General features: G+C 68.0%; 16 protein-coding genes. 9 read left to right on the top strand and 7 right to left on the bottom strand.

The features are described 5' to 3' along the window. Window positions 1–33 precede the first annotated feature (33 nt). Complete coding sequence (locus tag ACIN94_RS15355; protein ID WP_400705429.1) at window positions 34–747, top strand: ABC transporter ATP-binding protein; 714 nt, start codon at window positions 34–36, stop codon at window positions 745–747. Further along, the gene (locus ACIN94_RS15350; protein WP_400705426.1) at window positions 744–1,577 is read left to right on the top strand and encodes a hypothetical protein; all 834 of its coding nucleotides are present in this window, start codon (window positions 744–746) and stop codon (window positions 1,575–1,577) included. Before ACIN94_RS15355 ends, ACIN94_RS15350 begins: the two co-directional genes overlap by 4 nt. 109 nt (window positions 1,578–1,686) lie before the next feature. Here the strand turns inward: ACIN94_RS15350 and ACIN94_RS15345 are convergent, their stop codons facing one another. The 3 genes from ACIN94_RS15345 to miaB form a co-directional block, all read right to left on the bottom strand. After that, the gene (locus tag ACIN94_RS15345) at window positions 1,687–2,361 is read right to left on the bottom strand and encodes a hypothetical protein (RefSeq protein WP_400705423.1); all 675 of its coding nucleotides are present in this window, start codon (window positions 2,359–2,361) and stop codon (window positions 1,687–1,689) included. A 101-nt stretch (window positions 2,362–2,462) separates the two neighbouring features. Then, window positions 2,463–2,993 carry a hypothetical protein gene (locus ACIN94_RS15340; protein WP_400705420.1) on the bottom strand — a complete coding sequence of 177 codons (531 nt, stop codon included), beginning with the start codon at window positions 2,991–2,993 and terminating at the stop codon, window positions 2,463–2,465. A gap of 193 nt (window positions 2,994–3,186) precedes the next feature. Next, complete coding sequence (gene miaB / locus ACIN94_RS15335; RefSeq protein ID WP_400705417.1) at window positions 3,187–4,683, bottom strand: tRNA (N6-isopentenyl adenosine(37)-C2)-methylthiotransferase MiaB; 1,497 nt, start codon at window positions 4,681–4,683, stop codon at window positions 3,187–3,189. Window positions 4,684–4,854: 171 nt separating this feature from the next. On the opposite strand from miaB, the gene ACIN94_RS15330 reads away from it, so the two are divergent. The 6 genes from ACIN94_RS15330 (at window position 4,855) to ACIN94_RS15305 (ending at window position 11,060) form a co-directional block, all read left to right on the top strand. Further along, window positions 4,855–5,517 (top strand): Uma2 family endonuclease, encoded by a 663-nt coding sequence (locus ACIN94_RS15330; RefSeq protein ID WP_400705414.1) that lies wholly within the window; start codon window positions 4,855–4,857, stop codon window positions 5,515–5,517. Window positions 5,518–5,618: 101 nt separating this feature from the next. Further along, a complete protein-coding gene (locus tag ACIN94_RS15325; protein ID WP_400705411.1) occupies window positions 5,619–6,374 on the top strand; it encodes an amino acid ABC transporter ATP-binding protein in 756 nt (251 codons plus the stop codon). Window positions 6,375–6,423: 49 nt separating this feature from the next. Beyond that, complete coding sequence (locus tag ACIN94_RS15320) at window positions 6,424–7,293, top strand: glutamate ABC transporter substrate-binding protein (RefSeq protein ID WP_400705408.1); 870 nt, start codon at window positions 6,424–6,426, stop codon at window positions 7,291–7,293. 72 nt (window positions 7,294–7,365) lie between these two features. Beyond that, entirely contained in the window at window positions 7,366–8,034 is a 669-nt protein-coding gene (locus tag ACIN94_RS15315; protein WP_400705405.1) for an amino acid ABC transporter permease, read from the top strand. Beyond that, window positions 8,031–8,927 carry an amino acid ABC transporter permease gene (locus ACIN94_RS15310; protein ID WP_400705402.1) on the top strand — a complete coding sequence of 299 codons (897 nt, stop codon included), beginning with the start codon at window positions 8,031–8,033 and terminating at the stop codon, window positions 8,925–8,927. The genes ACIN94_RS15315 and ACIN94_RS15310 overlap by 4 nt, the downstream gene beginning before the upstream one ends. Before the next feature lie 258 nt (window positions 8,928–9,185). Further along, complete coding sequence (locus ACIN94_RS15305; protein ID WP_400705399.1) at window positions 9,186–11,060, top strand: prolyl oligopeptidase family serine peptidase; 1,875 nt, start codon at window positions 9,186–9,188, stop codon at window positions 11,058–11,060. 27 nt (window positions 11,061–11,087) lie between these two features. On the opposite strand, the gene rny is transcribed toward ACIN94_RS15305, so the two are convergent. The 3 genes from rny to recA form a co-directional block, all read right to left on the bottom strand. After that, window positions 11,088–12,704, bottom strand: a complete 1,617-nt coding sequence (gene rny, locus ACIN94_RS15300) for a ribonuclease Y (protein WP_400705396.1) — start codon at window positions 12,702–12,704, stop codon at window positions 11,088–11,090. A 428-nt stretch (window positions 12,705–13,132) separates the two neighbouring features. Further along, complete coding sequence (recX, locus tag ACIN94_RS15295) at window positions 13,133–13,804, bottom strand: recombination regulator RecX (protein WP_400705393.1); 672 nt, start codon at window positions 13,802–13,804, stop codon at window positions 13,133–13,135. Between the two features lie 13 nt (window positions 13,805–13,817). Continuing rightward, entirely contained in the window at window positions 13,818–14,921 is a 1,104-nt protein-coding gene (gene recA / locus ACIN94_RS15290) for a recombinase RecA (RefSeq protein ID WP_400705390.1), read from the bottom strand. A 281-nt stretch (window positions 14,922–15,202) separates the two neighbouring features. Here recA and ACIN94_RS15285 point away from each other — a divergent pair, with 281 nt between their 5' ends. Next, window positions 15,203–15,475 (top strand): hypothetical protein, encoded by a 273-nt coding sequence (locus ACIN94_RS15285; RefSeq protein WP_400705387.1) that lies wholly within the window; start codon window positions 15,203–15,205, stop codon window positions 15,473–15,475. A 69-nt stretch (window positions 15,476–15,544) separates the two neighbouring features. Here ACIN94_RS15285 and ACIN94_RS15280 read toward each other — a convergent pair whose 3' ends face one another. Beyond that, window positions 15,545–15,739, bottom strand: coding sequence for a DUF3046 domain-containing protein (locus ACIN94_RS15280; protein WP_400705384.1), 195 nt, complete (start codon window positions 15,737–15,739; stop codon window positions 15,545–15,547). Window position 15,740 lies beyond the last annotated feature (1 nt).

Genomic DNA, 15,740 nt, shown 5'->3' with positions numbered 1-15,740 from the left:
GATCGACTGCCTCACATCCGGTGGACTGGATCCATGATCGAGTTCAGTCACGTCAGCAAGGTCTACAAGGGGGTGAAGGCACTCGATGACGTGTCCTTCAGCGTCGAAGCAGGGAGCATCACCGGGTTCCTCGGGCCCAACGGCGCCGGGAAGTCGACGGCCATGCGCATCCTGGTCGGGCTCTCCCGCCCCGCGTCGGGTTCGGCCACCGTACTGGGCCGGCCGTACACCGAGCTGGACTGCCCGGGCTCCCAGGTCGGCACGGTGCTCGACGCCGGCGCCCAGCACCCCGGCCGCACCGGGCGGGAGATCTTGACCCTGGGCGCGATGACGCTCGGCCTGCCGATGTCGCGGGTCGACGAGGTCCTCGATCTGGTCGGGTTGACCGGCCAGGAGAGCCGGCGGACGGTCGGCGGCTACTCGCTCGGAATGAGGCAGCGTCTCGGCATCGGTCACGCCCTCCTCGGTCAGCCGAAGGTGCTCATCCTGGACGAGCCCGCCAACGGTCTCGACCCCCAGGGCATCCAGTGGATACGTGGGCTGCTCCGCGGCCTCTCCGAATCGGGTTGCTCGATGCTGCTCAGCTCACACCTGCTTCATGAGGTGGAGCAGGTCGCCGACCACATCGTGATGATCGGCCGCGGCCGCGTCCTCACCCAGGGCACCGTCGACGAGCTCAGCCAGGGCCAGAGCCTCGAACAGACCTTCCTCGAACTGACCGCGGACGCCGATCGGAGTACGGCATGACCAACACCGGCATCCCCGCGACCAAGAGAAACACGGATGACACCGCGGCGGACGACGTCAAGACCATCGGGTCGAAACCCGCGGACATCCACCGGCCCCGGACACCGATCCCTTTCCAGCGGCTGCTGGCGGTCGAGACCCGCAAACTCTTCGACACCCGCAGCAGCAAGATCATGACCGTGATTCTGATCACCCTGGTACTCGCGTCCATCATCGGTCGCGGCGTCGTCTCCGGTCCGGAGCTGCACACCTTGGTCGGCACCGCCGGAATCGGATTCGGGACCTTGCTCCCCGTGCTCGGCATCCTTACTGTGACCAGCGAATGGAGCCACCGGACCGCCCTGACCACGTTCGCGCTCGAACCCCGGCGATGGCGCGTGCTGGCAGCCAAGTGCCTGCCGCCGCTGATCACAGCCGTGGCGGCCTCTCTGTCCGCGATACTGGTCGCGGTGCCGGTGACGGCTGTCGTCGCCGGCGTTCAGGACGTCCCGGCCACCTGGGAGGTCGCCCCCCTCGCTCTGCTCGGCTGGACCGGGACGAACGTCCTCGTGGTCGCGATGGGGCTGGCCATGGGCATGCTGCTCCTGAACGCACCGGCCGCGATCGTGATCTGCCTGTCGACACCGATGCTGTGGAGCGTCGTCGGCAGGCTCGGTACCGCCGGCGAGGTCCTGACCGAGTGGTTCGACCTGAACACCACCGCAGTTCCCCTGATGGATGGCGACATGACCAGTGGCGACGTCGCCCGGTTGGTCGTGTCGATGATCTTCTGGATCGTCATCCCAATGGGGATCGGCGCCGTACGCGTGATCCGCAAGGAGGTGAACTGACATGCCTCCGAACACCCCCGGCACCGCCCCGGTCGGCCTGCCGGCGGCTATCTGAGGAGGGCCGTGGCATGGAGCGGAAGTCCCATGATTCCGTTGTCCCCCGCCGGGATCACCCCGTCCAGCGGGCGACGAAGTAGCCGACGCCGTAGGGGGCGCCCTCGTAGAGGATCTGGCCGTTCAGGGAGCCTCCCGCTCCGCCGAGGACCTGCAGGGCGGCGCGTCCGGCGACCCACAGCCCGGCGGCCTCGCCGGGGTCGAGTTCCGCGAGCGCCGGAGCCTCGGCCCGGGCGAGCGCTTCGACGATCGCGGTGTTGTACGGCTGCGCGCGGGGGTCGAGATATCCCGGGGACTTCTCGGTGAGGCAGGCGGAACCGTCAGCCATGACCAGCAGCGCCACGCGCCCTGTGGCCGCCAGCCGCTCACCGAGGGCCGCGCACTCCGCTGGAGCCGCGTCGAAGGAGATCGAGTGGAATCCCGAAGCGGTCAGGTGTTCTCTTTCGAGAAGCCACCGGCCGATCGACAGCGACAGCGGCAGGACGGGCTCCCCCTGTCCCGTCCGGAGGTCGAGGCCCCAGGGCGCCAGGCTTCCGGCCGCGTCCGCGCCGTATGCGGCGGCCCGGTCGGCGCCACCCACCACCACGATCGCGTCGGGATCGGCATCACGCAACGCCCCGACCGCCGCCGCGCAGGCAGCGCGGAGCTCGTCGAGCTCCATGGCCGCCGCACCGGCCAGCTCGGGGACCAACAGAGGAGGATGCGGGCACACAGCCGCGGCGACAAGCACGTCGCCAGACTAATCCAGACCGGTGGAACCGTCCGCCGCGGACCGCTCGCAGCCTCGCGGCGAGGGAGCGGTCCGGTGGCGTACGGCCGGCTACGGAGCCACTACTTTCCCGGCCCCTGAGGGGCCACGTACCCGGGAGGACCGTCGCTACGGGGGTCGACCTCGCCGTCCTCCGACTGCTGCGGACTGCTCTGCCGCTCCTTCGCCGGACTCTCCGCCGCAGGTTTGTCGGTGCCGGTGCCGGAGCCGCTCCTGGCAGCCTTGCCCGCGTTGGCCTCGGAACCAGTACCGGCGTCTCCGCCGGACGTGCCGTGCCGGCCAGATGCGGTGTCCGGCCGCTGGTCAGGCTCCTGCTTCCTGGCCGGCCCGGCGCTCTCATCCGATCCGGAATCCTGCGAGACGTCCTGGACACTCTCCGGTGACTGCGGCACCTGCGCGCCGCCGCGGTCGTCCCCGCCGCCGTTCACGACGGCGAAGACGGCGCCCCCGCCCAGCAGGGCGGCGGCAAGAACGGAGAAGACGGCTATGGCCGGGCCGTTTCTCCTGTTTTTCCTACGGGATTTCGGCCCACCGGCGGGGCCGGTGAGGACTTCTGGCTCTCCAGGACTGCCCGGAGATTGGGGGACATGCATGAGGAAAACTCCCTGCGGTTCTCGGGGGGAAACCTCCACGGCTTCCGAGGGTGCGGAACCACAGTAGTCACAGCAGGGAAGTGCTCGCGCAGCAACAACGGATGTATCACGAAATCACATCTATTGGGACACATGCGTTAACGCCGTACGGCCGCGACCGTCCCGGGATCTCAGCCGACGACGTGTCCGCCTGTCAGGAGGGGACGGAGCAGCCGGAGGCCTCGGGGAGCGGGGCGGGGCGGCCGATCGAGGGCATGCCGAGCATGACCCCGGGGCCGGCACTCGCCGGGGCGCCCTGCCTGGCCTCCCAGGCGTCGCCCGCGCGGGTGCGGCGGAGCCTCAGCGCGGGACCGTCGGCGACCAGGTGGTGCGGCGCGGCGTAGGTGACCTCGGCGCTCACCACGTCACCCGGGCGTGGAACCTCCGCGCCCGGCGTGAAGTGGACCAGGCGGTTGTCGGGAGCGCGGCCGGACAGGCGGCGGGTCGCCTCGTCCTTCCGGCCCTCGCCCTCGGCGACCAGCACCTCCAGCGTCCGGCCGACCTGCTCCCTGTTCTCCTCCCAGGAGATCTCGGTCTGCAGGGCGACGAGCCGCTCGTAGCGCTCCTGCACGACCTCCTTGGGAATCTGGTCGTCCATGGTGGCGGCGGGAGTGCCGGGCCGGATGGAGTACTGGAATGTGAAGGCGTTGGCGAACCGCGACTCGCGCACCACGTCAAGAGTGCCCTGGAAGTCCTCCTCGGTCTCGCCGGGGAAGCCCACGATGATGTCGGTGGAGATGGCCGCGTCGGGCATGGCGGCGCGGACCCGCTCGATGATGCCCAGGTAGCGCTCGGCCCGGTAGGAGCGGCGCATCGCCTTGAGGATCCGGTCGGAGCCGGACTGCAGCGGCATGTGGAGCTGGTGCATCACGTTGGGCGTCTCGGCCATGGCCGCGATGACGTCGTCGGTGAACGCGGCCGGGTGCGGGCTGGTGAAGCGGACCCGCTCCAGCCCGTCGATGTCGCCGCAGGCCCGCAGCAGCTTGCCGAAGGCCAGCCGGTCGCCGAACTCCACACCGTAGGTGTTGACGTTCTGGCCGAGCAGGGTGATCTCCAGCACGCCCTGGTCGACCAGGGTCCGCACCTCGTTGAGAATGTCGCCGGGACGGCGGTCCTTCTCCTTGCCACGCAGCGCCGGCACGATGCAGAACGTGCAGGTGTTGTTACACCCGACGGAGACCGACACCCACGCGGCATAGGCGGACTCGCGCTTGGTCGGCAGCGTGCTCGGGAAGGTCTCCAGGGATTCTTTGATCTCGACCTGGGCCTCCTGCTGGACGCGCGCCCGCTCCAGCAGCACCGGCAGCGAGCCGATGTTGTGGGTGCCGAACACCACGTCCACCCAGGGCGCCCTGCGGACGATCTCCCCCTGGTCCTTCTGCGCCAGGCAGCCACCCACGGCGATCTGCATGCCCGGGTTGCTCACCTTCGAGGGGCGCAGGTGTCCGAGATTGCCGTAGAGCTTGTTGTCGGCGTTCTCCCGGACGGCACAGGTGTTGAACACGACCACGTCGGCCGTCTCCCCCTCGGGCGCGGGGACATAGCCCGCGTCTTCGAGAAGGCCCGACAGGCGCTCGGAGTCGTGCACGTTCATCTGGCACCCATAGGTACGGACCTCGTACGTGCGGGCGCTCTCCACGGTGACAGTCATCTCAACAGACAAGGGTAGGCGCTCCACACGCCCCCTGGGTACGGCCCGCACCCTCCGTACGTTAAGTAATGGATCCGTCACACCGAGCTAAACAGGCTGTTAAGCCGTGGGCTCCAAAGCCGCGTGCGAGAATAAGACTCGACCGACAGAGCTGAGAGTGGTGAGCCCGCGATGGCGATGCCCGTGCAGACCTCGGAGGCGCCAGTGAAGGCCAAGAAGCCGCACAGGAAGAAGGCGGCGCCGACGTCGGACAGCATCTGGGGCACCCCGGGCGAGCTCACTGTCGATGAGTGGTTCGAGCTCAACTCGCGGGACGACGGCAGTCGTTACGAGCTCGTCGACGGGAGCCTCATCGTGTCCCCCGCCCCATCTTTCAGGCACCAGCGCCTTGGAGATCGCCTCCAGAATCTCCTGGAAAGCTTCTCACCAGAGGAGATGGTGCCGGTCACTGCCACAGGCCTGCTCCTGGACCGTAAGCCTGGAGTCATTCCCGATCTGATGGTGGTCGACAAGGCACCGTTCGAAGAGGGCGCAGACATCGCCCAGCCCGAGTGGGTGCACCTGGTCGTGGAGATCGTCTCCAAGTCCACCACGGCCACAGACCGTCGAATCAAGCATGCGAAGTACGCAGAGGCGGGCATTCCACACTTCTGGCGCATCGAGATGAGACCGTTCCGCGGCCAGGGCAATGACGAACTTCCGGTGATCTTCACTTACGTGCTCGACGAGAATGGGGAGTACCAACTCACCCACCGCGTCTCCGCGGGTGCAACCGCCGACTTCACCGAGCCGTTCAAAGTGATGCTCGATCCGGCAGCTCTCGCGGAGATCTGATCCAGACGCTGAGTCAAGTTTTACTCGAAACCGGCCGGTCGTGATCTGATCGGTACCGCAGGGTTAGCCCGGGGTGCTCTCACGGAATTACGTTGTCAAGCATGACGGAGAACGGGGACGCAACTCCTCTGGTTGTGCTTGCGGATGTCAACAAGCACTTCGGTAACCTGCATGTCCTGCGGGACATCAATCTGACGATCTCTCGTGGCGAGGTCCTCGTCGTCATCGGCCCCTCGGGCGGCGGCAAGTCGACCCTGTGCCGGACGATCAACCGGCTGGAGACGATAGACAGCGGAACGATCACCTTTGACGGGCAGCCGCTCGCGGCGGAGGGCAAGACGCTCGCCAGGCTCAGGTCCGAGGTCGGCATGGTGTTCCAGTCCTTCAACCTGTTCGCGCACAAGACGATCCTGGAGAACGTCACGCTCGGGCCGATCAAGGTCCGCGGCACCGCCAAGGCCGAGGCCGAGCGCCGGGGCATGGAGTTGCTGGAACGGGTCGGGATCGGCGCCCAGGCGTCGAAGTACCCGGCTCAGCTCTCGGGAGGTCAGCAGCAGCGTGTGGCCATCGCCCGCGCCCTGGCCATGGATCCCAAGATGATCCTGTTCGACGAACCGACCTCGGCCCTGGACCCGGAGATGGTCCAGGAGGTGCTCGATGTCATGATCGGCCTCGCCCAGGAGGGCATGACGATGATGGTCGTCACCCACGAGATGGGCTTCGCCCGCCGCGCGGCGAACCGCGTGGTGTTCATGGCGGAGGGCCAGATCATCGAGGAGAACACCCCCGAGGAGTTCTTCACCACCCCGCGGACGGATCGGGCGAAGGACTTCCTTTCCAAGATCCTTACGCACTGAAGTCCTCTTGGCCAGCTGCTCCCCCCAGAGAAGAATGAGGTAATGGAACATGCGAGTACTACGTGTCGGTGTGGCACTGGCGGCCGTGAGCGCGCTCACGATGGGCCTCGCGGCCTGTGGCGGTGACAAGACCTACTCGTCGGTCGCCGAGAAGGTGCAGGACAGCAAGAAGATTGTCGTCGGCACCAAGTGGGACCAGCCGGGTCTCGGCCTGAAGAAGGGTGCCGCGCCGGAGGGCTTCGACGTCGACGTGGCCAAATATGTCGTGAAGGAGCTGGCGGGCGGCGGAGACGTCGCGATCGACTGGAAGGAGTCCGCCTCCTCCAACCGTGAAGCCTTCCTCGCCAACGGCACCGTGGACATCATCTTCGCGAGCTACTCCATCACCGACAGCCGCAAGGAGAAGGTGTCGTTCGGCGGGCCGTACATCGTGGCCCACCAGGACACCATGGTCCGCGGCGACGACGCCAGCATCACCAAGGCCACCGATCTGAAGGGCAAGCGGATCTGCCAGGCCGCCGGATCCAACTCCTACAAGCGGATCACCGACCCGCCGCCGGACGGCAAGCTCGACCTCGACGCCCAGCTCGTCGGTGCCGCCAACTACTCGGAGTGCGTGGCCAAGCTGAGCGGCAGCAACCTCGACGCCGTCACCACGGACGACCTCATCCTCGCCGGTTTCGCCGTCCAGGCAGCCGACTCCGGTGGAAACTTCAAGGTCCTCGGCGACCCCTTCACCGACGAGAAGTACGGCGTCGGCCTGAAGAAGGGCGACACCAAGACCTGCGAGGCCGTCAACGCGGCCATCACCAAGATGTACCAGGACGGCACCGCCAAGCAGCTGCTGGACAAGTGGTTCGGCAAGATCCAGGGTCTCACGCTGCCCACGGACGCTCCCGCGTTCGAGCCCTGCGCCTAATCCGACCTTACGCAGCGGCCGGTGGCCCGGCCTCCGGGGCACCGGCCGCTTGCCGTCCTCTGGTGGAGCACGATGGATGATCTGATCAAATACGCGCCGGACCTGCTGGCGGGCTTTCTGGAGAACGTGCAGCTCTCCCTGATCTGCGCAGTCTTGTCGCTGATTTTCGGCACGGTCCTGGTGTCAATGCGAGTCTCGCCGACACCGGTCCTGCGCGCGGTGGGAACGACCTACGTCAACATCGTGCGGAACACGCCGCTGACCCTGGTCCTGGCCTTCTCCGCGCTCGGCCTCAGCGACACCCTCGGCCTGATCTTCTCCGACGAGCCGGGCAGCAACGCCTTCTGGCTGGTGGTGCTGGGACTGTCGATCTACACGGCGAGCTTCGTCTGCGAGGCGCTGCGCGCCGGCGTCAACACGGTCCCGCTGGGACAGGCAGAGGCCGCCCGGGCGATCGGGCTCACCTTCTTCCAGTCCCTGAGGATGATCATTCTCCCGCAGGCCTTCCGGGTGGTCATCGCCCCGTTGGGCAGCGTGATGATCGCCATGATCAAGAACACCACCGTCGCGATGGCCGGTGGCTATCTGGCGGAGTCGGCGTTCGTCATGAAGGACACCTTTGACGACACCGGCGCCTCGATCCCCATCTTCCTGGGGCTCGTCGTCGCGTTCATGGTCTTCACCCTGCCGATCGGCTTCTTCACCGGGTGGCTGGCCAACCGGCTGGCGGTGGTCCGATGAGCTCCCAGGCGAGTGTCCTGTTCGACGCGCCGGGGCCGCGCGCGCGGCTGCGCAACAACGCCCTGACCCTCCTCGCGGCGGTCGGGCTGGCGGCGATCGTCTACTTCGTCTACGCCAGGTTCGACGCGAAGGGCCAGTGGGACGGCAAGATCTGGCGGCCGTTCCTCGACGCCTCCACCTGGGTCGACTACATCATTCCCGGCCTGCTCGGAACCCTCAAGGCCGCGGGGCTCGCGGCGGTGTTCGCGCTGGTCTTCGGCGCGGTCTTCGGTCTGGCCAGGCTCTCCGATCACAAGTGGATCAGAATCCCCGCCGGCGCGGTCGTCGAGATCTTCCGTTCGATCCCGCTGCTGCTGCTGATCTTCTTCATCTTCTATCTCGCACCCAGCGTGCTCGGTGGCGGTGACTACACCCTGATCGCGCTCGTGGCCGGCCTGACCCTCTACAACGGCTCGGTCCTGGCCGAGATCGTCCGGGCCGGCGTCCGTGCCGTGCCCAGGGGCCAGTCCGAGGCGGGCTACGCGATCGGGCTCCGCAAGGGCGGCGTGATGCGGCTGATCCTGCTCCCGCAGGCCGTCACGGCGATGATGCCGGCGATCGTGAGCCAGCTCGTCGTGCTGCTCAAGGACACGGCGCTCGGCTACATCATCGCCTACGTCGACCTGCTGAACATGGGTTTCAAGATCATACCTGCCGTCAACTTCGGGTCCCTCATCCCGGCCGCGATTGTCATCGGGATCATCTACGTCGGCCTCAACATGACGCTCAGCGCCATCGCCACCTGGCTGGAGAAGCGCAGCCGCCGCAGCCGGAAGACCTCGGCCACGCCGATCGTTCCGCCCGGAGCGGTCGTGATGCCGGGCGCCGGAGACAGTATGTCCGCGGTGGGCTGACGCGGTTCCGCACCAGGACGGTCACCAGCCGCGGTGATATCCGGTTCCGTACCCGGCCGGTCACCAGCCGCAGTGGATCTGCCTGGTTCCGTCCAAGGGCGGTCCACTTGTCGGGGTGGATTGCCCGGATTCCGTCCGAGGGCGGCCACCGGTCGTGGTGGCCGCCCTCCGGCGTCCGGAAACCCCGAGTTACCGCATGTCATGCCGGATGCTCGCCATACCGACGACAGGCGCCGGGTTATCGGGCAGGATTACGCCATGTCCCCCGAGCAGGTCGTCCTGCCGTACGCCATCTGGCCTTCCCCGATCTCCAGCACCGGGGTGGCCCGGTCCGGACTGCGCCTGGGATTCCCGACGGTGCTCGGTGAGGAGGTGTGGTGGACCGAGGACCGCCCCGCCGAAGGCGGCCGGACCACGATCGTGCACCGAGACGCGGGCGGCACGGTCCGGGAGCTGCTGGCCGCGCCGTGGAGCGCCAGGACCCGCGTCCACGAGTACGGCGGGCGCTCCTACGCGGTGGTCCCCGGGGGCGGCGTGGTGTTCGCCAACCTCACCGACCAGCGGCTCTACCTGCTGCCTCCCGGCGGGAAACCCCGGCCGATCACGCCGGAGCCCGAGCGGGAGTCCGGGCTCCGCTACGCGGACATGATCGTCCACGACGGGCAGGTCTGGTGCGTCCAGGAACGGCACCACGACGGCGGGATCAGCCGTTCGATCGTGTCCGTCCCGCTGGACGGCGGCGAGGCGCCGCGCGAGCGGGTCAGCGGGAGTGACTTCTACGCCTCCCTCGCAATCTCCCCTGACGGCGAGCATCTGGCCCACATCTGCTGGAACCACCCCCGCATGCCGTGGAACGGCACCGAGCTGCGGATCACCCGACTGGCCGACGGCTCCTCCTGGACGGTCAAGGGGGGGTCCTCCGAGTCGGTGCTCGCCCCGCAGTGGCGCGACAACCGGCATCTCTATCTGATCTCCGACTGGTCGGGCTGGTGGAACCTCTACCAGATCGGGATACACGGCACGTCATGCCAGGCGCTCCACCCGGTGGAGGAGGAGTTCGCCGGGCCGTTGTGGCAGCTCGGCGCCACGCCGTACCGGGTGCTGGCCGACGGGCGGATCGCGGTCCTGCACGGGCAGGGAGATCTGCGGCTGGGCATCCTCGACCCGGACAGTGGCGTGCTGACCGACCTGGAGGTGCCCTACGACGGCTGGGACCCGGTTCTCGCCTCCGACGGGCACGTCCTGGCCGGGATCGGGTACGGCACGGCGGTGCCCCGGTCGATCGTCCGGGTGGACGCCGTGACCGGGCAGGCGCAGACGCTCCGCCGCGACGTCGACGAGCTGCCCGACATCGCCTACCTGCCGCGCACGCGGGCCGTGGAGGTCGAGGGCAGGTTCGGCGGCCGGATACACGCGTTCCTCTACCCGCCGTCGAATCCGAAGGCACGCGGCGACGGCGCTCCGCCATACGTCGTGTTCGTTCACGGAGGCCCCACCGGGCACAGCGTCAGCGCGCTCGACCTGGAGAAGGCGCTCTTCACCAGCCGGGGCATCGGTGTGCTCGACGTCAACTACGGCGGCTCCACCGGCTACGGCCGCGCCTACCGCGACCGGCTGCGCGGCCGATGGGGGGTGGTCGACGTGGACGACTCGATCGCCGCCGCCGAATGGCTGGCCGCGGAGGGTCTGGCAGACCCGGCACGGATCGCGATCCGGGGTGGGAGCGCGGGCGGCTGGACGGTCATGGCGGCCTGTTGCGCGTCCAACGTGTTCGCCGGCGGGGTCTCCTACTACGGCGTGAGCGCCCTCGCCTCGTTCGTCGCGACCACCCACGACTTCGAGTCCCGCTACGTCGAATGGCTGGTGGGTTCCGCGGACCCCGTCCTGTACGGCTCACGCGAGCCCCTCGGCCGGGCCGCCGGGGTGAGCTGCCCCATGCTGCTCCTGCAGGGCCTGTCCGATCCGGTGGTCCCCGCGGCCCAGTCTCAGGCGTTCGCCGACGCCCTCGCCGAACGCGGCGTCCCCTGCACCTACCTCACCTTCGAGGGCGAGGCCCATGGTTTCCGCCGCGTCGAGACACGCAGCGCGGCGCTGGCCACCGAACTGGCCTTCTACCAGCAGATCTTCCGGTGATCGCGCACGGACTTCAGAGCCGGGCCATTAGCGGGCGAACTCGGTGGCACGGGACTCGCGCACGACCGTGATACGGATCTGGCCGGGATAGATGAGCTCCTCCTCGACCTGCTTGGCGACGTCTCGGGCGATCACCTGGGCCTGGATGTCGTCGACCGAGTCGGGTTTCACCATGACCCGGACCTCCCGGCCCGCCTGCATGGCGAAGACCTTCTCGACGCCGTCGTAGGAGGTGGCGATCTCCTCCAGCCGCTCCAGCCGCTTGACGTAGGCCTCCAGCGACTCACGCCGGGCTCCCGGGCGGCCACCGCTGATGGCGTCGGCCGCCTGGGTGAGAACAGCCTCGACGGTCTTGACCTCGACCTCGTTGTGGTGGGCCTCGATCGCGTGGACGACGTCCTCGTGCTCGCCGTACCGCCTGGCGATCTCAGCCCCGATGAGTGCGTGGCTGCCCTCGACCTCGTGGGTGAGGGCCTTGCCGATGTCGTGCAGGACCGTGCAGCGCTTGAGCAGCATCGGATCGAGCCGCAGCTCCGCTGCCATGATCCCGGCGATGTGGGCGGACTCGACGAGGTGGCCGAGCACGTTCTGGCCGTAGGAGGTGCGGTAGCGGAGCTGGCCGAGCAGGGTGATGAGCTCGGGGTGCATCTCGGTGATGCCGAGCTCCATCAGGGCGTCCTCACCGGCGCGCACGCAGAGTTCCTGAACCTCGGCCTTGCTGCGCTCGTGTGCCTCCTCGATCCGCTGGGGGTGGATGCGCCCGTCGAGCACGAGCTTCTCCAGCGTCAGCCGGGCGGTCTCACGGCGGACCGGGTCGAAGCACGACAGCAGCACCGCCTCCGGCGTGTCATCGATGATCAGGTTTACCCCGGTGGTCGACTCGAACGCGCGGATGTTACGGCCCTCGCGGCCGATGATGCGCCCCTTCATCTCGTCACCGGGCAGGTGCAGGACGCTGACGACGGACTCGGCGGTCTGCTCGGCGGCCACGCGCTGGACGGCCAGCGTGACAATCTTGGTGGCCCGCTTCTCACCCTCTTTGCGGGCGTCGGTCTCGATCTCCCTGACGATCAGCGCGGCCTCACGCTTGGCCTGGTTCTCGATCTCCCGGACCAGCTCGGACCTGGCCTGTTCGCCGGTGAGCCCGGCCACCCGTTCCAGAATGGCCCTGCGTTCCTGGGCGACCCGTTCCAGATCCTCGCGACGGCCGGCGAGCTGGGTCTCCGTCTCGGCGAGCTTCCGCGCCCGGTCGGCCTGTCGTCCGGCCTCCTCATCGAGGCGCTGTTCCCGCTCGGCCAGCCGGTTCTCCCTGCGCTCAAGGTCGGACCGGAACTCCTTGAGCTCGTACTTCAGCACCCGGCTTTCGGCCTCGGCCTCTCTGCGTAGATCGGCGGCTGTTTCGACGGCGAGTTCGGCCTTGCGCAGAACCTCTTCCGCGTCGTTCTGGGCTCTGGCGCGGATATCGGCGGCCTCACACCTGGCCTCCTCCAGAACGGCCTGGATCTCGGCCTCCTGTTCGGGGGAAGGGCCGCTCCTGCCGCCTACTCCACCGGTGCGGCGCAGCAACACGATCAGCGCGACTGCCGTCACCACGGCAAGGACCGCAACCGCCCCCGCCAGTGTGACGACCACAACCGGATCCATGCGCGCCCCGCCCTCCTCGCGTCGCAGATACCAAGCACGCGAGGGGTCACACACACGGCACGGAATGTCCAAGCGCTGGCGCCACCAGGACAGATATCAACTCAGGTCCGCCATCGGGCCGGCTGTTTCCGCCGACACACCGGTTGCCCACATCCGTCAAGCTTGCTCGTCCGTAATTCACCGTTATGACAATCCGCACTGCGGAGTAACTCCTCACTGCAGTCGAGATTAGGCGTCAAAGAGGTAACAAGCAAGCAAAGAAGCATTAGGGACTTGCTAAACCTGAGGGGATGATTTTTCTCCGTTCATCCCCGGTTAAGCAAGGGGAATCGTCGAATTTCCGGCCTCCCCGGGACGTGACAGCCCCGGCTACCGCGGCGGAACGCCATCCGTCAGGTGCTCCGCACGCTTACCGTCCCGACGTGCTTTTATCCGTCATAGAGGTAATCGGACTCCGCCGAAAACGTAGGATCTTCCGCCTCTTCGCTCTCAAGCGCCTCGCGGACCACGCGAAAGGCCAGGCCGGGACCGTATCCCTTCCGGGCGAGCATGCCGGCCAGCCTCCGCGTCCTGGCCGCCGGCTCCAGACCGCGGGTCGACGAAAGCTTGCGCGCCACGAGCCTTCTGGCCGTCTCCACCTCCTGGTCGGAGTCGAGCTGCCCCACCGCCTCCTTGACGGTATCCTCGTCCACCCCGCGGTGACGCAGCTCCGAGGCGAGTGCCCTGCGGGCGAGACCTCGCCCGGCATGGCGCGAACTCACCCATGCCGCAGCGAACGCCTCGTCGTCGATGAGCCCGACCTCGGAGAACCGCTCGAGCACGGCCTCGGCCGCCTCCTCGGGCACCTCACGCTTACGCAGCGCCTCGGCGAGCTGGGCACGGGTGCGCGGCGCCATGGTCAGCAACCGCAGGCAGATCGCGCGCGCGACGGCCTGGGGATCCGCGGCCGGTCCTTGGCCTGCCGGAGAACCCTCGACCGGCCCGTCGGGCAGGACTTCCGCGGAGGAGCCCCGGGACCGCTTCTCCGGCACGTCCGCCCAGGCCCCCCAGTCCCGCGGTCCGGCCACGTCAGCCGGACCGGAGTCAGGTCCCGTCGTCATCGGTCAACCCGGTTCAGACGTCACCCGGCTTGGGGGTGGCCGCCTTGGAGCCGCGACCGGACGCGGCGGAAGCCGGTGCGGAAACGGGAGCCGCGGGCGGCGGAGTGGCCGGGCTGTCGAGGCGCGGGCCGATGCCGAGCTTCTCCTTGATCTTCTTCTCGATCTCGTTGGCCATGTCGGGGTGGTTCTTCAGGAAGTTACGGGCGTTCTCCTTGCCCTGCCCGAGCTGGTCGCCCTCGTAGGTGTACCAGGCGCCGGACTTGCGGACGAAGCCGTGCTCGACGCCCATGTCGATCAGGCCGCCCTCGCGGGAGATGCCGACACCGTAGAGGATGTCGAAGTCGGCCACGCGGAAGGGCGGGGCCATCTTGTTCTTGACGACCTTCACCCGGGTGCGGTTGCCGACCGCCTCGGTGCCGTCCTTCAGCGTCTCGATGCGGCGGATGTCGAGACGGACCGAGGCGTAGAACTTCAGCGCCTTTCCACCGGTCGTGGTCTCGGGCGAGCCGAACATGACGCCGATCTTCTCACGGAGCTGGTTGATGAAGATCGCGGTGGTGCCGGTGTTGTTGAGCGCGCCGGCGACCTTGCGCAGTGCCTGGGACATCAGACGGGCCTGGAGGCCGACGTGGCTGTCGCCCATCTCGCCCTCGATCTCGGCCTTGGGCACCAGTGCCGCGACCGAGTCGATGACCAGCAGGTCGACGGCGCCCGACCGGATCAGCATGTCGGCGATCTCCAGCGCCTGCTCGCCGGTGTCGGGCTGGGAGACGAGGAGCGCGTCGGTGTCGACGCCCAGTTTCTTGGCGTATTCCGGGTCGAGGGCGTGCTCGGCGTCGATGAACGCCGCGATGCCGCCGCCTCGCTGGGCGTTGGCCACCGCGTGCAGGGCGACGGTGGTCTTGCCCGAGGACTCGGGGCCGTAGACCTCGATGATGCGTCCACGCGGGAACCCGCCGATGCCGAGAGCCACGTCGAGCGCGATGGAACTGGTCGGGATCACTTCGATGGGCGCGCGGGTCTCGTCGCCGAGGCGCATGACAGAGCCCTTGCCGAACTGACGCTCGATCTGAGCGAGCGCGGTCTCAAGCGCCTTCTCGCGGTCGTTAGCCGCCATGGGTGCCCCCTGAAGGGTCGCGGGTTGAATCGGTTGCCAGAAAGCTACGGGGTGCCACCGACATTTTCTGAAGAGCCCGCCACGAGTGACGGCGTGTCCAATATAGCCGAACGACTGTTCGATCGTCGCTCAACTTCATCGCGCGTTCCCTGGACGGCGCAGGCCGCAGGAGACGGTGGACCCCATCCCGGAGGAGACATTCCCGGACATTCCGCGAGACGTGTTGTCAACGGGCTGACCTGGGATGATTCTGAAGGCAAACGGATCCCGAGGTGCCCGATGTGACCGCCCCGTTCGCCCGGCAACGCCTGGCCCATCTTGAGTCCCTGGCCGCCGAACTGTCCGGCCGGGGGCTGGCGAGCCGCATGCTCGGGGCCGATGCCCCGGTGCTCTGGGTGTGGCATCCGCGTAGCCGGAAACAGATCATCGTCTTCGCCTGCCCGGCCGGAGAAGGCTGGCTCTTCCTGTGGTCGCCGGACGGCCAGGAGCGCGCCGAGGACCCCGGCCAGGTGGCCGACCTGCTCAGGAAACTGCTGGACGGCGCTCCCCGTTGAATGAAGCCGGACCGCCGGTGGGCCCGGTCACACCGGAGACGCGGGAACTCGTCCCTTCACCTCGGCGCCTCAGCGCAGCCGGGCGGGGACGTCGGACACCCCGCACACAGCCCGCCAGACGTCTTTGGCTGCGATGCCGTCGGCCAGCGCCTGGTTCACGGTCCGGCCGCCCAACTCGGCGATGTTGTAGTCGCGGGCCCACGACTCCGCGTACGGGTCGCCGAAGTGCAGTCTCATCCGGTTCCAGAACTCCGACAGGCGCATC

Source organism: Streptosporangium sp. NPDC087985, from assembly GCF_044741965.1.
Lineage (GTDB): Bacteria > Actinomycetota > Actinomycetes > Streptosporangiales > Streptosporangiaceae > Streptosporangium.
The sequence above is the reverse complement of the archived record's forward strand: the minus strand, read 5'-3'. Positions and strand labels throughout refer to the sequence as shown.